At 35.1% G+C, this 22,191-nt stretch carries 22 protein-coding genes, 2 pseudogenes and 1 CRISPR repeat array; of the genes and pseudogenes, 10 read left to right on the forward strand and 14 right to left on the reverse strand.

What is annotated here, in order from left to right; genetic code table 11:
- Nucleotides 1–320: pseudogene (locus BVF91_RS13465) on the forward strand (transposase); the annotation flags it as partial.
- Nucleotides 321–832: 512 nt separating this feature from the next.
- Here the strand turns inward: BVF91_RS13465 and BVF91_RS13600 are convergent.
- A complete protein-coding gene (locus BVF91_RS13600) occupies nucleotides 833–958 on the reverse strand; it encodes a putative holin-like toxin (RefSeq protein WP_350353825.1) in 126 nt (41 codons plus the stop codon).
- A gap of 309 nt (nucleotides 959–1,267) precedes the next feature.
- Nucleotides 1,268–1,696: direct repeats of the CRISPR family, unit length 30 nt; unit sequence GTTTCAATTCCTCGTAGGTAGGCTAAAAAC.
- 342 nt (nucleotides 1,697–2,038) lie between these two features.
- On the opposite strand from BVF91_RS13600, the pseudogene BVF91_RS13650 reads away from it, so the two are divergent.
- Nucleotides 2,039–2,176: pseudogene (locus tag BVF91_RS13650) on the forward strand (IS701 family transposase); the annotation flags it as partial.
- A 46-nt stretch (nucleotides 2,177–2,222) separates the two neighbouring features.
- Here the strand turns inward: BVF91_RS13650 and BVF91_RS05025 are convergent.
- The 4 genes from BVF91_RS05025 to yabQ all read right to left on the reverse strand — a co-directional run bounded on the left by BVF91_RS05025 (nucleotide 2,223) and on the right by yabQ (nucleotide 4,529).
- Nucleotides 2,223–3,128, reverse strand: coding sequence for a Ppx/GppA phosphatase family protein (locus tag BVF91_RS05025; protein WP_085112385.1), 906 nt, complete (start codon nucleotides 3,126–3,128; stop codon nucleotides 2,223–2,225).
- 41 nt (nucleotides 3,129–3,169) lie between these two features.
- Entirely contained in the window at nucleotides 3,170–3,592 is a 423-nt protein-coding gene (locus BVF91_RS05030) for a S1 domain-containing RNA-binding protein (RefSeq protein ID WP_085112386.1), read from the reverse strand.
- 95 nt (nucleotides 3,593–3,687) lie between these two features.
- Nucleotides 3,688–3,987: an FtsB family cell division protein gene (locus BVF91_RS05035; protein ID WP_085112387.1), complete on the reverse strand. Its 300-nt coding sequence runs from the start codon at nucleotides 3,985–3,987 to the stop codon at nucleotides 3,688–3,690.
- Nucleotides 3,988–4,052: 65 nt separating this feature from the next.
- On the reverse strand, nucleotides 4,053–4,529 hold the full coding sequence (gene yabQ / locus BVF91_RS05040) for a spore cortex biosynthesis protein YabQ (RefSeq protein ID WP_085112388.1): 477 nt from the start codon (nucleotides 4,527–4,529) through the stop codon (nucleotides 4,053–4,055).
- A gap of 153 nt (nucleotides 4,530–4,682) precedes the next feature.
- On the opposite strand from yabQ, the gene BVF91_RS05045 reads away from it, so the two are divergent.
- Nucleotides 4,683–6,302 carry a putative manganese-dependent inorganic diphosphatase gene (locus BVF91_RS05045; protein WP_085112389.1) on the forward strand — a complete coding sequence of 540 codons (1,620 nt, stop codon included), beginning with the start codon at nucleotides 4,683–4,685 and terminating at the stop codon, nucleotides 6,300–6,302.
- Here the strand turns inward: BVF91_RS05045 and BVF91_RS05050 are convergent.
- From BVF91_RS05050 to yabN, 6 genes are all read right to left on the reverse strand, one after another.
- Complete coding sequence (locus BVF91_RS05050; RefSeq protein WP_085112390.1) at nucleotides 6,294–6,935, reverse strand: MtnX-like HAD-IB family phosphatase; 642 nt, start codon at nucleotides 6,933–6,935, stop codon at nucleotides 6,294–6,296. The two genes, BVF91_RS05045 and BVF91_RS05050, sit on opposite strands and share 9 nt — an antisense overlap.
- A gap of 69 nt (nucleotides 6,936–7,004) precedes the next feature.
- A complete protein-coding gene (yabP, locus tag BVF91_RS05055) occupies nucleotides 7,005–7,298 on the reverse strand; it encodes a sporulation protein YabP (RefSeq protein WP_085112391.1) in 294 nt (97 codons plus the stop codon).
- A 78-nt stretch (nucleotides 7,299–7,376) separates the two neighbouring features.
- Nucleotides 7,377–8,351 (reverse strand): SpoIID/LytB domain-containing protein, encoded by a 975-nt coding sequence (locus tag BVF91_RS05060; RefSeq protein ID WP_085112392.1) that lies wholly within the window; start codon nucleotides 8,349–8,351, stop codon nucleotides 7,377–7,379.
- 70 nt (nucleotides 8,352–8,421) lie between these two features.
- On the reverse strand, nucleotides 8,422–8,661 hold the full coding sequence (locus tag BVF91_RS05065) for an RNA-binding S4 domain-containing protein (RefSeq protein WP_085112393.1): 240 nt from the start codon (nucleotides 8,659–8,661) through the stop codon (nucleotides 8,422–8,424).
- A 44-nt stretch (nucleotides 8,662–8,705) separates the two neighbouring features.
- Nucleotides 8,706–8,981: a non-specific DNA-binding protein Hbs gene (gene hbs, locus BVF91_RS05070; protein ID WP_013296814.1), complete on the reverse strand. Its 276-nt coding sequence runs from the start codon at nucleotides 8,979–8,981 to the stop codon at nucleotides 8,706–8,708.
- 74 nt (nucleotides 8,982–9,055) lie between these two features.
- Nucleotides 9,056–10,543 carry a bifunctional methyltransferase/pyrophosphohydrolase YabN gene (yabN, locus tag BVF91_RS05075; protein ID WP_085112394.1) on the reverse strand — a complete coding sequence of 496 codons (1,488 nt, stop codon included), beginning with the start codon at nucleotides 10,541–10,543 and terminating at the stop codon, nucleotides 9,056–9,058.
- Nucleotides 10,544–10,739: 196 nt separating this feature from the next.
- Here yabN and BVF91_RS05080 point away from each other — a divergent pair, with 196 nt between their 5' ends.
- Both BVF91_RS05080 and BVF91_RS05085 read left to right on the forward strand, forming a co-directional pair.
- Nucleotides 10,740–12,056 carry a tetratricopeptide repeat protein gene (locus BVF91_RS05080; RefSeq protein ID WP_085112395.1) on the forward strand — a complete coding sequence of 439 codons (1,317 nt, stop codon included), beginning with the start codon at nucleotides 10,740–10,742 and terminating at the stop codon, nucleotides 12,054–12,056.
- 12 nt (nucleotides 12,057–12,068) lie between these two features.
- On the forward strand, nucleotides 12,069–13,334 hold the full coding sequence (locus tag BVF91_RS05085; RefSeq protein ID WP_085112396.1) for an MFS transporter: 1,266 nt from the start codon (nucleotides 12,069–12,071) through the stop codon (nucleotides 13,332–13,334).
- A gap of 13 nt (nucleotides 13,335–13,347) precedes the next feature.
- Here the strand turns inward: BVF91_RS05085 and hydF are convergent, their stop codons facing one another.
- On the reverse strand, nucleotides 13,348–14,583 hold the full coding sequence (hydF, locus tag BVF91_RS05090) for a [FeFe] hydrogenase H-cluster maturation GTPase HydF (RefSeq protein WP_085112397.1): 1,236 nt from the start codon (nucleotides 14,581–14,583) through the stop codon (nucleotides 13,348–13,350).
- Nucleotides 14,580–15,995, reverse strand: a complete 1,416-nt coding sequence (locus BVF91_RS05095) for an aspartate ammonia-lyase (protein ID WP_085112398.1) — start codon at nucleotides 15,993–15,995, stop codon at nucleotides 14,580–14,582. Before BVF91_RS05095 ends, hydF begins: the two co-directional genes overlap by 4 nt.
- A 188-nt stretch (nucleotides 15,996–16,183) precedes the next feature.
- Here BVF91_RS05095 and BVF91_RS05100 point away from each other — a divergent pair, with 188 nt between their 5' ends.
- Nucleotides 16,184–16,564 (forward strand): desulfoferrodoxin, encoded by a 381-nt coding sequence (locus tag BVF91_RS05100; protein WP_085112399.1) that lies wholly within the window; start codon nucleotides 16,184–16,186, stop codon nucleotides 16,562–16,564.
- Nucleotides 16,565–16,636: 72 nt separating this feature from the next.
- On the opposite strand, the gene BVF91_RS05105 is transcribed toward BVF91_RS05100, so the two are convergent.
- Nucleotides 16,637–17,926 (reverse strand): Nramp family divalent metal transporter, encoded by a 1,290-nt coding sequence (locus BVF91_RS05105; RefSeq protein ID WP_085112400.1) that lies wholly within the window; start codon nucleotides 17,924–17,926, stop codon nucleotides 16,637–16,639.
- A gap of 110 nt (nucleotides 17,927–18,036) precedes the next feature.
- Between BVF91_RS05105 and BVF91_RS05110 the strand changes: the two genes are divergently transcribed.
- The 4 genes from BVF91_RS05110 to BVF91_RS05125 all read left to right on the forward strand — a co-directional run bounded on the left by BVF91_RS05110 (nucleotide 18,037) and on the right by BVF91_RS05125 (nucleotide 22,181).
- A complete protein-coding gene (locus BVF91_RS05110; RefSeq protein WP_240495815.1) occupies nucleotides 18,037–18,516 on the forward strand; it encodes a metal-dependent transcriptional regulator in 480 nt (159 codons plus the stop codon).
- A 96-nt stretch (nucleotides 18,517–18,612) separates the two neighbouring features.
- Nucleotides 18,613–19,242 carry a VTT domain-containing protein gene (locus tag BVF91_RS05115; protein WP_085112402.1) on the forward strand — a complete coding sequence of 210 codons (630 nt, stop codon included), beginning with the start codon at nucleotides 18,613–18,615 and terminating at the stop codon, nucleotides 19,240–19,242.
- A 152-nt stretch (nucleotides 19,243–19,394) separates the two neighbouring features.
- Nucleotides 19,395–21,863, forward strand: coding sequence for a CoA-disulfide reductase (locus BVF91_RS05120; RefSeq protein WP_085112403.1), 2,469 nt, complete (start codon nucleotides 19,395–19,397; stop codon nucleotides 21,861–21,863).
- A gap of 3 nt (nucleotides 21,864–21,866) precedes the next feature.
- Nucleotides 21,867–22,181 carry an ArsR/SmtB family transcription factor gene (locus BVF91_RS05125; RefSeq protein WP_085112404.1) on the forward strand — a complete coding sequence of 105 codons (315 nt, stop codon included), beginning with the start codon at nucleotides 21,867–21,869 and terminating at the stop codon, nucleotides 22,179–22,181.
- Nucleotides 22,182–22,191: the final 10 nt, after the last annotated feature.

The following is a 22,191-nucleotide window of genomic DNA, read 5'->3' on the forward strand; positions in this document are numbered from 1 at the left end:
TATTATCAATAGGGATGGATGCAGTAGTAAGAGTTAAAGACGAAAGATTAAATATAGTTAAAGATGCTCTTGGTTTATTCAAGTGTCGAGAAGCAGATAAAGAATGGACTGTTAAGAAAGAAAGTAACAATTATATTAAAATAAAGGCCTGGGACGAAGACAATTTTCAAATGCCTAATTCCAACATAGAAGTAAGGTTTATAAAATTTATAGAGGAGATACATAGCTCAAGCAAAGTAGAAATAAAAGAATCATGGATAATAACTACCTCTAAAGTTACTTCAGTAGAAACCCTATGGAAAATAATACATAAAAGATAGGAAATTGAAAACAATGCTTTTCATCAATTAAAAACAGAATGGCATTTAAATCACTGTTTTCTGCACAGTCCTGAGGGCGTAGAAACTGTGTTAATGTTTATAATAATAGCATTTAATTTGATGCAATTATATTTCTTCAGGTGTATAAGAAATTTTAGAGAAAAGCATATGTTTCAAATAGATATTATTGAAGATATAAAAGATGAGATATTTATCATAGAAACTGGATGGAGTAATCCACTGTTTGTGAAGACATAATTTGAAACAAAACTGGAAATTCATTATTAAAATTCATGGGGTAAGGGGAAAGTGCAACTTTTTTAGCATCTAAACGGATTTACTATTACCATATATTCAACTAGATGTAAAATATAAAAATTCTTGTAAAGATAAATTTTTTGCTGGAATTTTGATGCGAAATCTCTGGTTAAAATGCTGTTTACTTTTATTCTTATGTGTTATAATATAAGTAAGAGTAATCGGCGCCGCAAAGTGCGGTCGCCCAGCGTAAGTTATAAAGTTATAACCACTCTGGTTGCAGCAGGGTGGTTATTATTTTTTTTGTTAAAACTAAGAATTGCTATGACGAACATTCCAAACATTATCATCAAAGATAATGTTTCATATGTATTCATCATAAGCAACCACCTCCCTTCGTGGGAAAGTGCGACCACACCCTGCTATATCCGATTACTCTATCCATATAATACCACAATTATATAAATATCTACAATATAGAAAAATAGAATATCTAATCTGCTTCTAAACCAGTAACTTTCCAAATAAAACTCTCTTTCTCCGTCTATTGGGCAATACCGGCTTAAGTAGCTCTAAAATAATCGAATCAATATCTTTACCAAAAGATCCTATCATAAGAAATTTTTGAACCAGAATAAAATACATCTTTTTCAGCATAATCTTTTGTTTTTTCCCATATCGAAGGCATATATTAAATTCCTCATAGGTAGGCCAAAAACTGCCTTCTGTTCCTAATATTACTCAAGTTCAAGTTTAGTTTCAATTCCTCGTAGGTAGGCTAAAAACAGCGATGATGTTGCCAAAATTCTTGCGAAAGACGAGTGTTTCAATTCCTCGTAGGTAGGCTAAAAACCTTGCTTATCTAACCCAGACGACATAAAATATATTGGTTTCAATTCCTCGTAGGTAGGCTAAAAACTTTAAAAGTAGCCTCACAAAAAGACGTAGATTGCTGTTTCAATTCCTCGTAGGTAGGCTAAAAACCTGCGACGACTGCTATCGTCGTTATAGTACAATACAGTTTCAATTCCTCGTAGGTAGGCTAAAAACAAATCATGAAACAAGATTTTTAGAAATTGAAGAAAATAGTTTCAATTCCTCGTAGGTAGGCTAAAAACACGTTCACTTCCTCTTATAAAGCCATTCTCTTTTTGCAAGAAAACATATCAATGTCAATCTCTCTTGCTTAATAATTTAATAATCTCTCATTCTTCCTGATAAAAGCTAAAACGTAAATTCCTATATTGCCGTCGATGTCCTGCACTTTTTGCATTATCTAAGGTAGACGACAATTTACTACACAATCTAACAACTTTATATAATATAATTCTACATAATTCTTCAAATTCCTCCTTGCATTTTAACTTTTTATACCTATATTGTATATTTTTATTTTGTTCACAATTTGTTTACAATTTTGTAGTACAATTTAAAAAATATGTATAGATGAGAAAATTCGCATCAGAATTCAGATAAAAGACTTTGCCCAATATATTGAAAAGGACGAAGTTTGCCTCGTTACAGTAAACGGTTTTAATTACTGGGCATATCGTTACGGAGTAGCCTTAAATGGCATAGATAATGCTGTAGTAATATTGTGATGGGCTAAGAAAGCTTTTAAAAATGGAAATGCTCTATATGCATTTATAGTACTGATATATATTTTTCTACTAAAGCACCTTCCAGATTGTCCCATTCGCTTACGGTAATTGAAGTACAGTTCAAAAGTTTTAAAATTGTATAGACTATTATTGTGCCAGCAATGATAATATCAGCTCTTTCAGGCTGCAAGCCATTTAAAAGTTTTCTCTCATCCAAGCTCAACGACATCATTAAATCCAGCAATCTTTTTATTTCGCTTTTACTAAGTACATATCCATGAACTAATTCTCTCGAGTAGATTTCTAAACCCTGTGACATGGCAGCAAGTGTTGTTATTGTACCACCTATGCCAACTATATCTGTAGGTATTTCTTGATTTTCGCTTATAAATGGCGTAAGCATATCTGTTATATAAAGACTTATATTGTTGTACTCATCGATCGTAATAGGATCATTCTTTATAAATTTCTCAGTAAGCCTTAAAGCACCTATATCAAAGCTTTTTTTCACAAGGTTTCCGTTAAGATAAGAAAATTCTGTACTCCCTCCACCAACATCCAAAACCAATACATTTTCTCTTTTTATTCCGTATGAGACACCAATATATCCATAAAGACTTTCAGTTTCACCATCTATTATATCAACGTTTATGCCAAGTTTTGAAAGTTCATTTATAAAGCTGTCAGCATTTTTAGCATCTCTCACTGCAGATGTAGCAAAAGCATATATCTCTTGTACCTTGAGATTTTCAGCATCGTCTAAAAAAGCTTTTATTGCACTTGCTGTTCGTTCAATAGCATCGCTGGCCAATCTCCCATTTTTTGATACAGAATCACCAAGCCTCGTTACTTTAACATCCTTCTTTATGTGTTTAATTTCTTTCCCATCTACATCACACATAAGATAGCGGACAGAATTTGTTCCTATATCGATAACAGAACACCTCATAATAGTCCTCCCATAAAAAATCTTCGGGCTTGCCCGAAGTTTTAATAACTAGCGTTTCTTTTGTAGCCGCCGCCTCTTCTTTTTGAATCAAAATTCTTTTTAAGCTGCTGCTGCCTTTCATCAGAATCCTTTAAAAATTTTGATATCCTTTCTTCAAAAGATATATTATTATTCCGATTGCTATAATTGTCACTGTCATAGCCTTTGTTGCTTTTTGCTTGTTTTGGCTTTGGCAAAGCCTTTTTTATTGATAGGCTTATCCTTCCGCCCTTATCCATAGAAAGAATCTTTACCTTCACCTTGTCGTTTTCTTTCAAAAACTCGTTTATGTCTTTTACATACGTATTAGCAACTTCTGATATATGGACTAGCCCTGTTTTGCCTTCTGGTAATTGAACAAACGCTCCAAAATCTGTGATATTTAGAACAGTTCCTTCAACTACCTCTCCTACCTGAAATGGCATATAAATGTTTATCCTCCCTCTTCTTATTTGATTACTAATATGTTTAATTATATATTAAAAAGTCATTTCTATCAAGCATATTAAAAAAATTCGCCTTAATTCGAGGAATTTTGTGCATCCTTAGCAGTATCTATAAACATTATCTCTCCTTTTTTGATAAGCCCTAATTTTTGCCTGGCTTCATTTTCGATAAATTCATCTGTCTTTATATATTTTATCTGATTGTTTAATTTTTTATTCTCCTCTTCAGCAGCATTTACCTGTGTAATAGCTGCATTCAATTTTTTATCCAACACATTTAATGTTATTTGTTGCTTTACAAGAGTAAATAATATGTACACAACAAAAAGAATCAAAAGAGCAGGTTTTAACTTCATTTTTCTCCTTTGTTTCATGGTTAACATACCTCTCACACATTTTTAGTCTTTTAAATATATTCGACATTTATTAGAAAAATCCTTTATTTTTTTCTCTTAAAAATATTAAAATGTGATATTGTATTATTGATTAACTTACCAGGAATACCCAGTATCCTTGAAATATATCTTACCGGTACCGATAAAATTTTATAAATAGCAACAAATGGATATGACCCAATTTTATATACCCATATCACAGTATTTCTCATGACCTTATAAAAAAATAGCAACAATTTCATCACAATAGGACTTAGAAATATGTTGTACAAAAGTATTCCAATTAAAAGTCCAAGAAATGAGTAAAACCTTATTTCAGCATAATTGCTTACATACAAAAAAAATATAAATACGATTGTAGCCAATATCCAATATATTATATCCCCTATGTCAGTTCCAATCCTCTTTGGTCTTAGTATAAATCTAAACAATTTATATACATCGTATAAAATAGCGATTATTATGCCACCATATAACATGACAAGAAAAGAATAAAGTTGACTCTCAACATTCATTACCATTTACATTATACCTCCTCATATTATATTATATTTATGTAGGAAATTGATATGATTCATTTAATGCGCCAACCGATATTCATTGATAATCTTACACAATCTTCCGTATTAAACTATTTACGAAGTTTAAAAATCTAAACAAAGGAGAAATTGAATATGAGTATTGTATTTGTTTCAGGCCATAAAAATCCAGATACTGATTCCATTTGTTCAGCAATTGCATACGCTAATTTAAAGAGAATAGCCGACAAAATAAATGCGGTACCAGTAAGGCTTGGTCCTATTAACAGAGAAACGCAATTTGTTTTAGACTATTTTAATGTAAATGAACCACTATTGATAGACAATGTATATACTCAGGTTGGCGATATCGCTTATGACAAGCCACTTACTATAAGTGAAAAAGCACCAATGTATGAAGCTTGGAATATTTTATTAAACAACAATTCCAAGACGATTGTGGTAGTAGACGATGAAAATAAATTAAAAGGCATCGCTACTATGGGAGACCTTGCAAAAGCATACCTGACATCATCACACGAGCTGTCAAATTACACTATTCCCGTTGAAAACATCATAAAGACATTAAACGGAAAGCTAATATTAAAAAATGAAGAATTTGTAAGAGGCGACATAATTGTTGCCGCCATGCAAACACAAAGCGTAGTAAGCAGAATAGAACCCGGTATGACGTTAATCGTAGGCAACAGAGAAAACATACAATTAGAATCGATAAAAAAAGGCGCAAAGACTATAATAATCACCGGCGGCGAAGACCCATCTTCCGCAGTCATAGAAGAAGCGAAAAAGTTTGGCTCGACTTTGATAGTAGTACCTTGCGACACTTTTGATACCATAAAGCTTATAAATCAGTGCTTACCTGTGTCATTGATAATGATCAAGGATGACATTGTCACATTTAAAGACAGTGATTACATAGATGATGTAAGACAGACGATGTTAAAATACAGATATAGAAATTTCCCTGTAGTTGATGATGAAGGAAAAATATTGGGTCTATTGGCAAGACGCCACATATTGGACTATGAAAGAAAGAAAATAATACTTGTTGATCACAACGAATTGTCTCAAGCTGTTGACGGGATAGAAGATGCTACTATCCTTGAAATCATTGACCACCACCGAGTTGGCGGCATTGAAACAAATCAACCTATACTGTTTAGAAATCAGCCTGTAGGATGTTCTTCTACAATAATCAATAAGATCTATGAAGAGAGAGGTATAACGCCAGACAAGCGTATTGCAGGACTCATGTGTGCAGCCATATTATCAGACACCCTTGTATTCAAATCTCCAACATGCACACCAGAAGATATAAGGGCAGCAAAAAAATTGGCTGAAATAGCTGAGATAGACATAGAGTCTTTTGGCAAAAAGATGTTTGAAGCTGGCACATCTTTAAAAGGCAAGACAGTTGAAGAGATATTTTACACCGACTTTAAAGAATTTTTAATCGGCAACTTAAGAGTTGGTATAGGACAAGTCAATACACTGTCAAGCATTGGAAATCTTAAAGATGATCTTCTCAAATTTATGGAGGAGGAAAGAAAAAACAAAAGCTTTGATATGCTTTTGCTGATGCTGACAGATATAATCAACGAAGGTTCTTTGTTTTTGTTCGCAGGCAATCACAAGGAGTTATTAGAAAGGGCATTTAACATAAATATCGATGACAATCATTTTTACCTGCCATACGTCATATCGAGGAAAAAGCAAGTTGTGCCTCCAATAGCAAAAGCGATAAACTTAAAATAGTTTATCGCTTTTTTCTAAATATTCTATGATATCTTTAAAATCTTCAAATGGAACGAATGGAATGCCATTGTCTTCACAGTATTTTAATAGCACACCTTTCGCAAACAGCAAATCGGCATATTTTGAAATGCAAATATCGGAGTAACCATCACCAATATAGATAATACGCGTGTTTTTATTCTTATATTTTTTTAAGATGTCCAGCTTGCAAGAACCACATTTATCGCAATCATCAGATGTATTAAATGATGCCACAATTTTGCCGTCGCGAAAATCAAGCTTATTGCTAAAATACTCTATGTCAATATTGTATTTATCTAGGACAGTCCTTATGTTGAAGTCATAACCATCGCTGGCTATTATAACTTTATAGCCTCTATCTTTGCAAAACTCCATGAAATCTTTAAAATATAAATCTATTTCCATCGTCAAAAGCAATGATTTCAATTTTTCTTCATCCATGTCCATAAGCTTAAATGTCTCTAATGCACATTCTTCTGTAGTTATCTTCCCTTCTTCCCAATCTTTCTCTATCTCTTGCCAGCCATCTTTAGCAAAAGCCTTTACCATCGCATAGCACGTATCTTCTTTTGTTATTGTTCCATCAAAGTCTACAAGTACATAAGTATCCATAAAGCATATCCCCTTTAAATCATCTACTATTATAATACACGATTTAAAGGGACACATCAATTCTCAAATTCACCTAAACATCCTGCTTAAAAAACCGCCAGATTTACCCATTAATCCACCTTTATCGCTGTAAACAATACTTATAAGTTCTCCATCTATTGATACATTTCCATCGTCCAAATTCAGCTTATTTATGTGAAGTTCTTGACCTTTAATCGTGAGAATCCCCATTGATGTTTCCAGCACAACAGTTTCATCATCAAAACTTACAACGTTGTCTACGCCTGTTATTTGCATCTTTTCCCTATTTTGAACAGAGATATTTTGCGGTTTATTGATGTTTGTCCCTTTTCTATCATCCATCATAACACCTCCTTTTTTAGAATAATTTTATGTCCACATCAATTTTTTAGAACAAAAAAAGAGAGCTTTTGGCTCTCTTTAATCCCAGAGTTTCACAATATTTATATTTTTGAAATAATGCATTATTATGTCACTGGCTTTAGCTCCATTTTTAGCCATCTGATATGCACCCCATTGAGACATGCCGACACCGTGCCCAAATCCCCTGCCCTTTATTGTAAGATTATTTCCATCGTATTTGACGCTGTCTAACATTGTAGACTTCATCTTTTCACTTCCAATGGCAATCCTGAAATCTGGCGCATTTACAGGTATTTTATCAAAGTTCAGAAGTACCGTCCTGCCAGATATTCCTTTTGCTCCTATCTTCACTGTTTTAAAATCGCTTATTTCTATGCCCATCTTGTTTAAAGCACTTAAAACTTCCTGTTTTGTAAAAGTATATGACCAATTTCTTATATTAGGAGGAGCTACTTTAATATCATCTGATTTTACACTTTCTGTATACGGCGGTTCACTTTTTTTATAATTAAGCCCTTCTTTAGCCAATGCCGTTCTACCTGCGGCATCTGAATGAAACCATGCTTCGATGTATTTTCCATCGTATACGGCTACTAATCCTCTCGTATCATTTACTGCTTTCTTTATATTAGAATTGATATTTGATGGATTCCACGCTTGTGCTTCTTCGAAATCGGTTGATATATCAGCGTTTGTGTATTTTGATTTTTCATTATCGACAAAATTTAAAACATAGCTTCTCGCCAATATTGCTTGTGCCTTTAAAGCCTCCATAGGCCAATTGTTTTTTATCTCACCTGCGACTGTCCCCATGACATATTGTTCCAAAGGCATTGTCTCTATTTTCCCCGTCTGTGTAATGTAGACTTTCAAGACAGGCTCTTTATTATATCCACGGCTTATTTTATCAGGTATCTTTGGAATCATTGTTTTCTCCTTTGTTGACTGCATAGGCTTTTTGGCTGGAGTGCCACATGACGTAGAAACCAACATAAAGATAAGAAAAATTAAGATCCACTTTGTCTTATTCATAAAAAAATCCCTCCCATTCAAAATTCATTCCTTATCTTAGTATGGGAAGGATTGTCGTATTTAATTCTTTTTATAGTAGCCTGTACATTTTATTAGCGTCATCTTTAAGGGCATGATCTTTTATATCTAAAACTTCTGCTTTTATTACTCTATTTCCAAAATTAATCTCTACGATATCTCCTACTTTTAAAATATCGCCTGCTTTTGCCACTTTTCCATTTACAAATACCATTCCCTTGTCACAAGCTTCTTTTGCCACTGTCCTTCTTTTTATAAGCCTGGACACTTTCAAAAACTTATCAAGCCGCATGTCCATCGTCCTCCAAAAAAACAATCAGGTCATACGACCTGATCTTATGCATTTACTAAATCTTTTAATGCCTTTCCTGCTTTAAATACTGGTGCTTTTGAAGCAGGAATCGTAATTTCCTCTTTTGTCTGTGGATTTCTGCCCTTTCTTTCTGCTCTTTCCCTTACTTCGAATGTTCCAAAACCTACTAATTGAACTTTGTCTCCTTGTTTTAAAGCTTCTTGAACTGCATCAACAAATGCATTTAATGCCTTTTCTGCATCCTTTTTTGTTAACTCACTTTTTTCTGCAATCTTAGTAACAAGATCTGCCTTATTCACCATAATACCTCCTTAGTAATTTATACTACACTTATTTATTCTTCACAAATCTTAAAAATCCTGCTAGTTTAAGCTTATTTTTGTGCTTTTTTATTAAATTTATTCATTTTTGCCTCATTCCAGAGGCTATCCATCTCAGATAATGTCATGTCTTCCAATTTATGTCCAGATTTCTCTGCTGCATTTTCTATGTAATTGAACCTCTGGATGAATTTTTCAATGGTCTTATGAACAGCAATTTCGGGGTCTATTTTCAAAAATCTAGCAACATTTACGACAGCAAAAATCAAATCACCTAATTCTTCTACTTTATCATTTTCGTCTTCCCCTTTATACACCTCCTTAAATTCATTTAATTCTTCATAGACTTTTGCCATTGCGTCGTCTACATTGTCCCAGTCAAAGCCTACTTTTGCCGCTTTTTCTTGCACTTTATAACCCCTAATCAATGCTGGCATAGACCTTGGAACACTTTTTAACTCATTTGTGTGGGATTTATAGCCTTTTTCATCTTTCTTTATCTCATCCCACCTTTTTAGAACATCTGCTGAAGTAGCTATTTCCTCCACTCCAAACACATGAGGGTGCCTGTAAATCATCTTTTTACACTCGGCATCACATACATCATGAAAGTTGAATGCCTTTCTCTCATCAGCTATTTGAGAGTGAAAAACCACCTGCAGCAAAACGTCTCCAAGCTCTTCCAATAAACTTTCGTCTGAATTGTTCTCTATTGCATCGATTACTTCATAGCATTCTTCAATCAAATATCTTTTTAATGTGCTGTGATCCTGCTCTTTATCCCAAGGACATCCACTCTCACCTCTGAGCTTTGCCATTATGTCCAGCAAGTCATCTACATCGTACCTTGCTTTAAAAGTGCCTTCGACAGGCGGTATAAATATAGATGTAAGGTAATCGATCCAATCTATCATGTCAATTTCATACAAAGGCATGGTTTCGATTCGCTGTTCACCTTTTACACCAGCACTTTTTACAACCGTCACCAGAAATTCGTCGCCGTAAATGTCCATAAGCTTAAGCTTTACTTCTGAAGCCACCCTTTTATTGTAAACCTGTGTTACTAAATTATTGCACCTTTTGTCAGGTTTTATACTATCAAGAGACAGTCCATCGATGATTTTCAATCCATAAATAGGATCTATTTTTAATTCATTCACGACAACATCGACAAAGCTCATAGCAGGAACAACTTCTACTTTTATATCGTCACTGTCATTTAAAAACTTTAACAGATACTCAACAGTTTTTTCCGCAACTAAAGGATTGCCTGGAACAGCATAGACTACATTATCGTATTTTTCGGCAATTTCTACTATTTCCCGAGTAATATTATCATAAACTTCCTCAAATGTCGAGCCCGTTTCATAAATTTTATCGAAAGTTTCAAAAGACAATCCCATATCCATTAAATATTTTACAACAGGGTGCTTTTCCGTCCTTAAATACAACTTGTCTGCATTCTTCATCTTTTCAATAGTTTCAATTGTCATGTGTTCAAACCCGCCAGGTCCAAGCCCTACTATGGTTAATTTGCCCATTTTTACACCTCCGACTATTTAATTAATATTATACCATTGAATTCACACAAAAAAACAAATTTCTACAATATTAAACCAGCAAAAATTTCACTTTGCTTAAAATATATTAATAGCACAAATAAAAGCGATTGAAAATTTCAACTAGTTAAATTATAATATATTTTATAATAAAAAGGGGGAGGGAGGCCAATTTCTGATGGATGTAGTTAAATTAGGGAAGAAAATCAGAGATGAAAGAAAAAAACTCCTTTTAAAACAGGGTGATATTTCGGGTGATGAATTTTCAAAAGGCTATATAAGTTTGATAGAAAAGGGGAAGATAAATCCTTCGCTAAAGGCTTTAGATTTTATTGCAAAGAAATTGAACAAACCGCTGGTGTACTTTCTTGATGACGATTACAAAGACAAAGCAGAACTTATAGATGAGATAAATACTTACAAAAAAGTATTGAAATTAGTGATAGAAGGAAGAAAGTCGCTTGACAGTGGAAATTTAGCCGATGCCATATCTTATTATCAAAAAGCTTTAGAGCTTAATGTAGATGAATACACTTTAAATATAATAAGCTTTTATTTAGGCAGGACGTACACAAAAATTGAAGATTACAAGTCTGCTTTAGATTCATTCAATAGGTGTTTGACTTACTTTTCTCAAAATTCTTTACACGAAATTCTCGTTGAAATATACTACAACATAGGTTTGTGTCATGAAAAATTGCAAAATCCTGATGCTGCGCTGACTTTTTATTTGAAAGCTATCGACGAATTCGAAAAAAGCAGTATAATTAATTATGAACTTAAATGTAAGATGCTTTATAGCATCGGCGATCTTTACAATAAGCTAGGAGAACTCATAAAATCGAGGGATTACTATTTAAATTGTTTAAACTATGCCACGATGACAAACACTGTTAACTACATTGCAAAGTGCAACAATGGTCTTGGACTTATAAATTACAAATTAAAAGAATACAACGATGCACTAAATTACATAAGAAAGTCTTTAGTAATAAGTAAGGCATTAAACATAAAAGGCGACATTGCCAGCGAATACAACTTATTGGGATTTGTCTATACAGATCTTAGGAAATACAATATAGCAAAAAGATATTTCCTCAAAAGCTACTCTATGTACAAAGATTTAGGCAACAAAACAGGCATGGCATGTAATCTGACTGAATTAGGCAGAATAGAATTTTACTTAGAAAATTATGATAAAGCTCTTGAACACATAAATTCATCTATGAATATATTGAAAGAGTTAAATGCGGAAGAAGAGATTGGCAGGTTGTACACTTTGCTGGGCACTATACATTTAAAACTTAAGGATTTTAAACAATCTGCATCAGAACTGAATAAATCATTGGAAATATTAAAAAAGCTGGGGCTTAAAAGGGAACTTTCAGATGCTTACAAAGCTTTAGGCAACCTGTATATATCGATTGGCAAGCCTGATTTAGCCAGTGAAAATTTCAATAAATCCATTGAACTTTTATGTGACTATTACAAATAGGAGGCATTTTAATTGAACTCATTCTATATTTTTCTTGATAAACTGACTGACAGTGTTTTTCCTGCATTAAGGCATAGAAATTTCAGATTGTTTTGGTTTGGACAAATGATATCCCTCATAGGCACATGGATGCAAAATATTGGTCAAGATTGGCTAGTCCTTAAACTGACCAATTCTGCATTCTTGTTGGGTGTTGTAAGCGCCCTTCAATTTCTGCCTATGCTTTTTTTATCTCTGTTTGCTGGTGTCGTAATAGATAGGTTTCCAAAGAGAAAGATCCTTATATTTACTCAGACAAGCCTGCTGGTGACAGCTTTGGCTCTTGCAACGCTAACTGCATTAAACATAATAAACTACTGGGAAATACTCGTTTTAGCAACCATCGTCGGTTTCATAAACACCATCGACAATCCTGCAAGGCAATCATTTATAATCGATTTAGTTGGCAAAGAAGACTTGATGAATGCAATATCACTTAATTCTTCCATATTCAATGCAGCCAGAATCATAGGACCTGGCATAGCAGGCGTACTTATAGGCCTTTTAGGTTATGCACTGTGCTTTTACCTCAACGCATTAAGCTTTATTGCAGTAATCACTGGTTTAATCCTTATTGATGTGAAAGTAAGCAAATCAAGAGCAATGTTAAAAAAGGAAGATGTGATATCAGATATAAAAGAAGGGCTTCTCTACATCAAAAATACTCCGATAATATTCGCTACTATACTTATGATGGCGGTTTTAAGCACGTTCGCCATAAATTTCAATGTTTTAGTGCCTGTGTTTGCAAAAAACATCTTAAATCAAAATTCCACGGGATACGGCTTTCTCATGTCATCTATGGGCGTTGGCGCATTAATAGGTGCTCTAATACTGGCATCATTAAGCAAGAAAGGTGCGAAACCTTTCTATCTCATATTAGGTGGAGTGGGATTGTGTGTCTTCCAAATCTTAATCGGTTTTCAAAGCTACTATTGGCTTACAACGATTCTCCTCGCTTTATCTGGATTTTCTATGATTACTTTCTCTGCATCGGCAAACACCACCGTACAGCTTAACTCCAGCAACAGATTTAGAGGGAGAGTCATGAGCGTATACTCTTTAGTGTTTGGAGGCGTCACGCCTATAGGTGCCCTTTACGCAGGAAGTCTTGCCGAAAAAGTTGGCGCACACATGACATTTATAATAAGTGGTATTATAGGCATCGCATATATACTGTATGTAGTATTATTCAAGTACAAAAAGAGCTTTTCTTTAGACATTGTAGAAGACGAGTAAAAAAGGACCAGCTTCAATATTGCTGGTCCTCGTCATATATAAGCTTCGCAGACGGAAACATCTCAATTGCCCGCGGCAAAATCCCTTGCACGTATGCAATTAAAAGCCCATAATTTACAATCGGAATTTCTTTGCCTTTTGCATAGGATATTCTGTACATCATTTCTCTCTTGTTAAGCATACACCCACCGCAATGAACAATAAGCTTGTACTGGTCAAGATTGTCTGGAAACGTCATTCCACTGGAAAAATCAAATTGAATATCACCGCCTACAATTTGGCGTATCCACCTGGGTATTTTTACTTTCCCTATATCATCAGATTGCCTGTGGTGTGTACATCCTTCGGCTATAAGAACCTTGTCACCGGGTTTAAGTCTTTCTAATACTTTAAGCCCTTTTGTCAATTCGTCAAGGTCGCCTTTGTACCTTGCAAAAAGAATCGAAAAAGATGTTAAAGGTATGTCCCGAGGTGTATCTGCACTTACTTTTGAGAAAACCTGCGAATCAGTGATAACTAATGCCGGTTTCTTCCCTAAATTCTCCAACGTCTCTTTCAGCTCGTATTCCTTTGTGACAATAGCGATAGCATCACTTTCAATCACATCTCTTATCACCTGTTGCTGCGGCAGTATAAGCCTTCCCTTAGGTGCAGCCTTATCTATCGGCACTACCAGCACCACGAAATCACCAGGATTTATCAGATCAGACACCAAAGAAAGCTCTTTATCATCGTATGGAGCCTTTTTTATTATTTGCCTTTTAAGCTCTTCTATGCCATAACCATTATTGGCAGACGTCTCAACAAGCTCTAATTTCAACTTCTTTTCCCAATCAGCTTTTTGATTGAAATGAAATTGAGCTAAATCCGCCTTGTTTAAAACACCTACAACCGGAATATTTTTCTCTCTGATCTTATCTAAAATTTCCTCCTCAAACTCTGACGGCCCCACCATGCCATCTATCACAAGCAAAGCAAGATCCGTCCTGTTTAGCACTTCATACGTTTTTTTGACCCTTAGTTCTCCCAGCTCCCCTGTATCGTCAAGTCCTGCAGTATCTGTTATCACTACAGGGCCTATCGGCAGTATCTCCATCGCTTTCTGCACAGGGTCTGTTGTAGTACCTGCTACATCGGAGACAATAGCGATGTTTTGATTAGTAAGTGCATTTATTATGCTTGATTTTCCTGCGTTTCTTCTGCCAAATATTGATATATGCAATCTCGATGCATTTGGCGTCGTATTCATCTATTTTCCCCTCTCAATCTTTTTAAACCAGGTATGCCTGGTTTTGTCATTTCGTATTCATTAAGTATGGCATCAAGCTGTTCTTCTTTAAAATATTTTTTAGCAACTTCTCTTATCGTCTTTCCTTTCTCTTTAGCTTCTTTTGCTATCATAGATGCTTTTTCGTATCCCAAATGAGGGCTTAAAACAATCGCATAAGATAGGCTGTTTTCCACCATTTCTTCAAGGTGATGCCGATTAGCCTCTATGCCTTTTATACATTTATATATAAACATGTCTACTGCATTTTTAAGAAGATCAATCTCATTGAAAAGATTATAGGCAATAAGCGGCAATGTGAAATTAAGCTCAAATTCCCCAGATTGCGCTCCTAATGTTATAGCATAATCGCAGGACAATACTTGATATGCTGCCTGTTTTACTGCCTCAGGTATTACTGGATTTATCTTGCCCGGCATTATAGACGAACCAGCTTGTACTTCCGGTATGGTTATCTCCATAAGTCCACATCTTGGACCTGATGACATAAGCCTAATATCATTAGATATCTTGATAAGATTTGTAGCTGCAGCTTTCAACATACCTGATACTTCCACAAAAACATCGTTATTTTGAGTAGGATCCATCATGTACTCAGCTCTGGCAAGTCCAATTCCTGTTATGTCTCTTAAAATCTCAATGACGCTGTAGATATACCTTATGTCAGCATTTAACCCTGTGCCGACAGCAGTCCCACCTATATTCACCTGCCTTAGCCTTTCCTCCACCTTGTATATCCTCCACCTATCCCTTGCGATTGCCTGTGCATATGCTCCAAACTCCTGACCCAGCATCACAGGCACAGCATCCTGCAGTTCCGTCCTACCCATCTTAATTACGTCTTTAAACTCGTCTTCCTTTTCTTGAAGTGCTACTTGTAGATTAGCAAAACTCTCACTTAAAGGCTTTAAAAGTTTAATAGCTGCTATTCTTACAGCAGTAGGAAAAACATCGTTTGTGGATTGGCTTAAGTTTACATGATCAACAGGACTTACTAAATCATAATTTCCTTTTTCGCCGCCAAGCAGCTCTATCGCCCTATTTGCTATGACTTCATTCATATTCATATTTGCAGATGTACCTGCTCCACCCTGAAGTGCATCAACAATGAATTGGTCGTGAAATTTACCTTCGATTATTTCATCACATGCAATAATTATAGCATCTGCAATTTTTTTATCAAGCAATTTTATGTTTCTATTGGCTATAGCAGCCGCCTTTTTTACTTGTGCCAGTGCTATTATAAGCTCTCTATGAATTGGTTGACCTGACAAATTGAAATTTTCATGAGCTCTTAAACTGTGAATGCCATAATAAGCATCATTAGGCACTTCCATATATCCTAAAATATCGTGTTCTATCCTGTAGCTCATCTTTTTCACCTTCTTAACATGTATTCCAAAAACATCAAAGCTTTCATACAATATATTAGCATATTTTTATCAAAAATATATTATCATAATACTACTTGATTTTAATTTATATGAGGTGTATAATATTTACAAAAGATAATTTTTATCAAAAGAAATAAATTATCTTTAAATTAAAAGGAGGTTTTCTTATGGCAAATTTATTTGGAGTTTACAAATGCAAGGAGTGCGGAAATGTTGTAGAAGTTTTAAACGCTGGTGATGGAACATTGACATGCTGTGAAAAACCAATGGAAGAGCAAATAGTAAATACAGTTGATGCCAGCAAAGAAAAACACGTTCCTGTGATATTAAAAGACGGTGACACAGTAACAGTAAAAGTTGGCAGCGTAGAACATCCTATGGAGGAAAAACACTACATAGAGTGGATTTCAATTTTAGCCGACGGAATTTACATGAGGAAGATGTTAAAACCAGGAGATAAACCTGAAGCAACATTCAAGACAGATGCAGCAAAGATTCAAGCTTGGGCATATTGCAATTTGCACGGCTTGTGGACTGCAGAGATTTAAACTTTACTCCTCCTATTTTTGCATTTGTTTATGCATAAAAGATGTCCTAATGAGGACATCTTTTTGTTTTGTTCACAACATTCCTTGAAAGGTTGTATACAAAAGTATTCCGTTTAAAAGTATTATAAAAATCGAAATTCCCCATCCTACAATTGTAACAGCCAAATTGTTTACAAATTCACCCATGTATTCTCTTTTAGAAGTTATTAAAAGCAGTGGTATTATAGCAAATGGAAGAGCAAAGCTTAAAACGACTTGGCTTAAAATAAGAGCATTCATTGGATTTACACCCAAGAAAAGGACTGCCATTGACGGTATTATCGTAATAAGCCTTTTTAAAAGCGGTGGAAAAGTTTTATTTAAAAATCCATCCATAACCGTCTCACCTGCCATAGTCCCAACTGCAGACGACGAAAATCCCGATGATAAAAGGGCCAATGCAAAAGCTATACCTGAAAAAGAACCCAAAAGAGGTTCTAATGATTTATGAGCATCTTCTATAGAATCAACATAAATACCATTTTTAAAGAAAACTGCCGCTGACACAATTACCATAGCTGCATTGACAATAAAAGCGATATTCATGGCTATCACAATGTCCAGCCTTTCCATCCATAAATGGTGCCTTTTCTCTTTTAAGCTTAAACCCTTGTTTCTACTTTGAACTAATTGAGAATGCAAAAATATGACATGCGGCATTACTGTAGCGCCCAGCATACCAACTGCTATATACAAAGCATCTCTATTTGCAATCGTTGGAGTCAAAGTGCTGAGTCCAACCTTCAGCCATTCTGGCTTTGCTAAAAACATTTCGAATCCGTATGCTAAGCATATTACACCTATTAATATTTCAATGACTGACTCCACCGCTTTCTGCCCAAATCTCTGTAGATGCGTTATGAAAAGTGTCACAATTCCAGTTATGACACCTGCATAGGCCAATGGAATCTTAAAAAGAAGGTATATTCCTACAGCACCACCTAAAAATTCTGCCATCGTGGTTGCAATAGCTGCAATCTCAGATACGACAAAAAGCAATACATTAATCTTTTTTGAAAATACAGCTCCACACATTTGGGACAAATTTTTTTCAGTAGCTATACCCAATTTAGCCGATAAATACTGGAGAAAGATTGCAATCATATTGCTCCACAAGATGACCCACAAAAGGCTGTAATTGTACTTAGCACCTCCAGTTATATTTGTGGCAAAATTGCCAGGATCTATATAAGCAACGCTTACTACAAATGCTGGACCTAAGTACTTTAAAAAATCAGCAATCTTCTTTACAATCAGGTTTCCTGAGGCTTTTTTGTTTGTTTCAGCGAAATCTGCCACAGCCACACTATTTAAATCTTTCATATTATGTCACACCCTTTTTCACATTGGCAACATTATTAGCCAATCCTAAAATTTAAAATTCTAACATAGAATATGTTAAACGGATGTATTTCGTTACATTTAAAAAGAAGGTGAATAAATTGCAGGATAAATTTCGCACTTTTAGCGAATACATGAAAAAAGAGAATAACTCATTGACAGCGTCTATGGAAGACTATCTTGAAATGATATGTAGATTATCAGCCAAATCAGGCTATGTAAGGCTGCATGAATTGGCAGATGCATTGAATGTCCAGCCACCATCCGCCACAAAGATGGTTCAAAAGCTTTCTGAGCTTAATCTCATAGACTATGAAAAGTACGGCATCATAACTTTAAGCAATGAAGGCAAATCAATCGGAGAAGCTCTTATAAAAAGGCATAATACAATCTTAGAACTTCTAAAAACACTTGGAATAGCAGAAAATAATCTTCTTGAAGAAACAGAAAAAATAGAACACACTGTAAGTACAGAAACACTCCATTGTTTCTTACGTTTTATGGACTTTTTAGAACAAAATAATGACATTAAAGAAAAATTAACTCAGTACATGAAATCAAAAAGAGATTAAAAGTGGATTAAAATTTACAATTCTGTAATAATTGCAATTTTTAATATGCTATAATTATAAATGTACACTATTTTGCAAAAAGGAATGGGGATTTTAATGTCATTATTGAAATTGGGAATTGATGTAGTTCTTCATCTCGACAAGTATTTAGGCACCATAATACAAACGTATGGTACCGCCACATATTTACTTATATTTCTCATATTGTTTTTTGAGACAGGCATCGTCATAACGCCATTTTTGCCTGGTGACTCGCTAATATTTGCTGCAGGTGCGTTTGCTGCCATAGGTTCGCTAAATGTATTCACCTTATTTATAGTAGTCGCGTCGGCTGCAATATTAGGTGACACTGTAAACTACCACATAGGAAAATTTATAGGCGAAAAAATATACGAAGCTGAAAACCTAAAATTGATAAAGAAAGAACACCTTTTAGAAGCCAGAAACTTCTATGATAAATACGGCAATATGACAATAGTATTAGGAAGATTTATACCTATCATAAGGACGTTTGTGCCGTTTGTGGCAGGCATAGGTGAGATGAATTATATCCACTTCCTCACCTACAACGCATTAGGCGGTATAATCTGGGCAGCATTGTTCTCGTTTGGCGGCTACTACTTTGGAAACCTCGAGATTGTCAAAACACATTTTGGATTCGTCACAATAGCCATAATCGTGATTTCTTTGATACCTGCTTTAGTGACTTTCTTGAAAAAGAAGTAAGCGAGATATAATCTCGCTTTTTTTATGACTTTATTTGATAAGGCTTTATCATAATTCTTTAATTGAAAAATATTTTTAGTTAAATTATTGACAATAAAATTAATATATTGTAATATTAAGATATAATAATAATTTTAATAGGAGGAAGAATCATGAAAGTTGTAATTGTCGGGGGCGTTGCTGGCGGCGCATCTGCTGCGGCAAGATTGAGAAGACTTGATGAAGACGCTGAAATAATACTCTTTGAAAAGGGAGAATATATATCTTATGCCAACTGTGGTCTGCCGTATTATATAGGTGAAGTCATAAAAGAACGTGAAAAATTAGTCGTTCAAACACCAGAAGCTATGTCAAAGCGCTTCAACATCGACATAAGGACTCTATCAGAAGTCACAAAGATAAATCCTGATGAAAAAACCGTAGTCGTTCATGATATAAAAAATGACAGAACCTATACAGAAAGCTACGATAAATTGATACTATCACCTGGCGCAGAACCTATAAAACCACCAATGCCAGGCATAGATGGCAAAAATATTTTTACGCTTAGAACTATTCCAGATACTTATAGGATAAAAGACTTTATCGACAACAACAAACCTAAAAAGGCTGTTGTAGTAGGAGGAGGCTTTATTGGTCTTGAAGTAGCAGAAAATTTAAAAGAAGCAGGACTTGATGTGACAATCGTAGAATTAGCTGACCATGTAATGGCACCTCTTGATTACGAAATGGCTGCAATTGTACATCAACGCCTTAAAGATAAAGGTGTAAATCTCATATTAAAAGATGGTGTAAAAGAGTTTCATCACAAAGAAGGCATAACGACTGTCGTATTGAATAGCGGCAATACGTTAATCACTGACATGGTCGTATTAGGCATAGGCGTAAGGCCAGACACAAAATTAGCAAAAGACGCAGGCCTCGCAATCGGCGAAAGAGGCGGCATAAAGGTCAATGAATACATGCAGACATCAAATCCTGATATATACGCTGTAGGCGATGCTATAGAAGTAAAAGACTATATAAACGGAAGCAATACTTTGATACCATTAGCCGGACCTGCAAACAAACAAGGCCGTATCGCTGCAGACAATATTTGCGGAAGAAAAAGCAAATACGATGGTACGCAAGGTACTTCTGTTGCAAAAATTTTCGACTTAACTGTGGCAGCAACAGGAAACAATGAAACAATCTTAAAAAGAGCTGGGATAGATTATGAAAAAGTCATAATACATCCAAATTCACATGCCAGCTACTATCCTGATGCACTGCCTATGACCATTAAACTCATATTCAAAAAAGATGATGGAAAAATCTTAGGCGCTCAAATAGTTGGATTTGACGGCGTTGATAAGAGAATAGATGTCATCGCTACTGCAATACGCAGCAATATGACAGTTTACGACTTAGAAGAACTTGAATTGGCATACGCTCCACCATATTCATCAGCAAAAGACCCTGTAAACATGGCTGGTTTTGCAGCTTCTAATATATTAAAAGGTGATATAAGCGTATTCCACTGGGACGAAGTTAAAGATATAGATTTGTCTAAGTCTTTAATACTTGACGTAAGAACGGATCTTGAGTATCAGCTTGGAAACATTAATGGTTCTATAAACATACCTGTAGATGAGCTAAGAGAAAATCTTCACAAGATTCCAAAAGACAAAGATATATACGTATACTGTCAAGTAGGCTTAAGAGGATATATAGCTTGTAGAATATTGATGCAAAATGGCTTTAAATCTGTCAAAAATCTAAGTGGCGGTTATAAAATATACGAAACCGCAACATCGGATTTCACAGATATAACAGTAAGGTACGACGATGAACAGACAGAGTGCGGCATGTGCGTTACAGATAAAAAAAAATCAGATGACACAGTGGCAGCGGCAACATTAGAGATTGATGCGTGTGGACTTCAATGTCCTGGTCCTATAATGCAGACATTCAACGCAATAAAAAATCTAAAAGATGGAGACATACTAAAGATAAAGGCTTCAGATCCTGGATTTGAAAATGACATTAAGACATGGTGCCAAAGAACTGGAAATGCGCTTCTTAACTTATATCACGAAGGAAAAATCATTGTAGCAGAGATAAGGAAAAATGCAGCTACAAAAGCAGTTGAAACAAAAACATCTTCTGATAAAAACGACAAGGCTATCATAGTATTCAGTGGAGACTTAGACAAAGCCATAGCAGCATTCATAATAGCAAATGGCGCTGCTGCAATGGGAAGAAAGGTAACACTCTTCTTCACATTCTGGGGTCTTAATATACTGAGAAAGCCAGAAAAAGTGTCAATCAAGAAAGACTTCTTCAGTAAGATGTTTGGCATGATGATGCCAAGGGGTTCCAAGAAGCTAAAGCTTTCGAAGATGAACATGTTTGGCATAGGACCTAAAATGATAAGGTACATCATGAACAAGAAAAACGTATCTTCGCTGGAAGATTTAATACAGCAAGCGCTTAAAAATGGCGTAAGGATTGTGGCATGTAACATGTCGTCTGATATAATGGGTATAACTAAAGATGAACTTATAGATGGTGTTGAGTTAGGCGGTGTGGCATCATTTATAGGTGCAGCAGAGCAGTCAGACACCACACTCTTTATATAAAATTTGGAGGGATTTCCGCTGAAAAACAGTGCTATAGACATCGAAAAAGATTTTAAAAAGTATGAAGCGATAGCAGAAAAATTAAAAGCCATAGCGCATCCGTACAGGCTTTGCATCGTAAGAGGACTTCTATCAGGAGAGTGCAACGTGACTACAATACAAGAATGCTTAAACTTACCTCAATCAACAGTGTCGCAGCACATATCAAAGCTAAAATCTGCCGGCATAATAGAGGGAAAGCGAAACGGACTTGAAATCTGCTATCGAGTTGTAGACGACGACATAATAAATGTAGTCAAGCTTTTATTTAATGATTAAGAGATAGGAA

This window comes from Thermoanaerobacterium sp. PSU-2 (assembly GCF_002102475.1).
GTDB lineage: Bacteria > Bacillota > Thermoanaerobacteria > Thermoanaerobacterales > Thermoanaerobacteraceae > Thermoanaerobacterium.

What these genes read in the sequence shown, in the direction of transcription:
- BVF91_RS05115 (WP_085112402.1), top strand. Translation starts at nt 18,613, where the DNA reads ATGTCATTATTGAAATTGGGAATTGATGTAGTTCTTCATCTCGACAAG.
- BVF91_RS05120 (WP_085112403.1), top strand. Translation starts at nt 19,395, where the DNA reads ATGAAAGTTGTAATTGTCGGGGGCGTTGCTGGCGGCGCATCTGCTGCG.
- BVF91_RS05050 (WP_085112390.1), bottom strand. Translation starts at nt 6,935, where the DNA reads ATGGATACTTATGTACTTGTAGACTTTGATGGAACAATAACAAAAGAA.
- BVF91_RS05105 (WP_085112400.1), bottom strand. Translation starts at nt 17,926, where the DNA reads ATGAAAGATTTAAATAGTGTGGCTGTGGCAGATTTCGCTGAAACAAAC.
- BVF91_RS05060 (WP_085112392.1), bottom strand. Translation starts at nt 8,351, where the DNA reads ATGAATAAGACAAAGTGGATCTTAATTTTTCTTATCTTTATGTTGGTT.
- yabQ (WP_085112388.1), bottom strand. Translation starts at nt 4,529, where the DNA reads ATGGTAATGAATGTTGAGAGTCAACTTTATTCTTTTCTTGTCATGTTA.
- BVF91_RS13600 (WP_350353825.1), bottom strand. Translation starts at nt 958, where the DNA reads ATGATGAATACATATGAAACATTATCTTTGATGATAATGTTTGGAATG.
- BVF91_RS05030 (WP_085112386.1), bottom strand. Translation starts at nt 3,592, where the DNA reads ATGCCATTTCAGGTAGGAGAGGTAGTTGAAGGAACTGTTCTAAATATC.
- hydF (WP_085112397.1), bottom strand. Translation starts at nt 14,583, where the DNA reads ATGAATACGACGCCAAATGCATCGAGATTGCATATATCAATATTTGGC.
- BVF91_RS05100 (WP_085112399.1), top strand. Translation starts at nt 16,184, where the DNA reads ATGGCAAATTTATTTGGAGTTTACAAATGCAAGGAGTGCGGAAATGTT.
- yabP (WP_085112391.1), bottom strand. Translation starts at nt 7,298, where the DNA reads ATGGATGATAGAAAAGGGACAAACATCAATAAACCGCAAAATATCTCT.
- BVF91_RS05095 (WP_085112398.1), bottom strand. Translation starts at nt 15,995, where the DNA reads ATGAGCTACAGGATAGAACACGATATTTTAGGATATATGGAAGTGCCT.
- BVF91_RS05035 (WP_085112387.1), bottom strand. Translation starts at nt 3,987, where the DNA reads ATGAAACAAAGGAGAAAAATGAAGTTAAAACCTGCTCTTTTGATTCTT.
- BVF91_RS05025 (WP_085112385.1), bottom strand. Translation starts at nt 3,128, where the DNA reads ATGAGGTGTTCTGTTATCGATATAGGAACAAATTCTGTCCGCTATCTT.
- yabN (WP_085112394.1), bottom strand. Translation starts at nt 10,543, where the DNA reads ATGGGCAAATTAACCATAGTAGGGCTTGGACCTGGCGGGTTTGAACAC.
- BVF91_RS05045 (WP_085112389.1), top strand. Translation starts at nt 4,683, where the DNA reads ATGAGTATTGTATTTGTTTCAGGCCATAAAAATCCAGATACTGATTCC.
- BVF91_RS05065 (WP_085112393.1), bottom strand. Translation starts at nt 8,661, where the DNA reads ATGCGGCTTGATAAGTTTTTGAAAGTGTCCAGGCTTATAAAAAGAAGG.
- BVF91_RS05080 (WP_085112395.1), top strand. Translation starts at nt 10,740, where the DNA reads ATGGATGTAGTTAAATTAGGGAAGAAAATCAGAGATGAAAGAAAAAAA.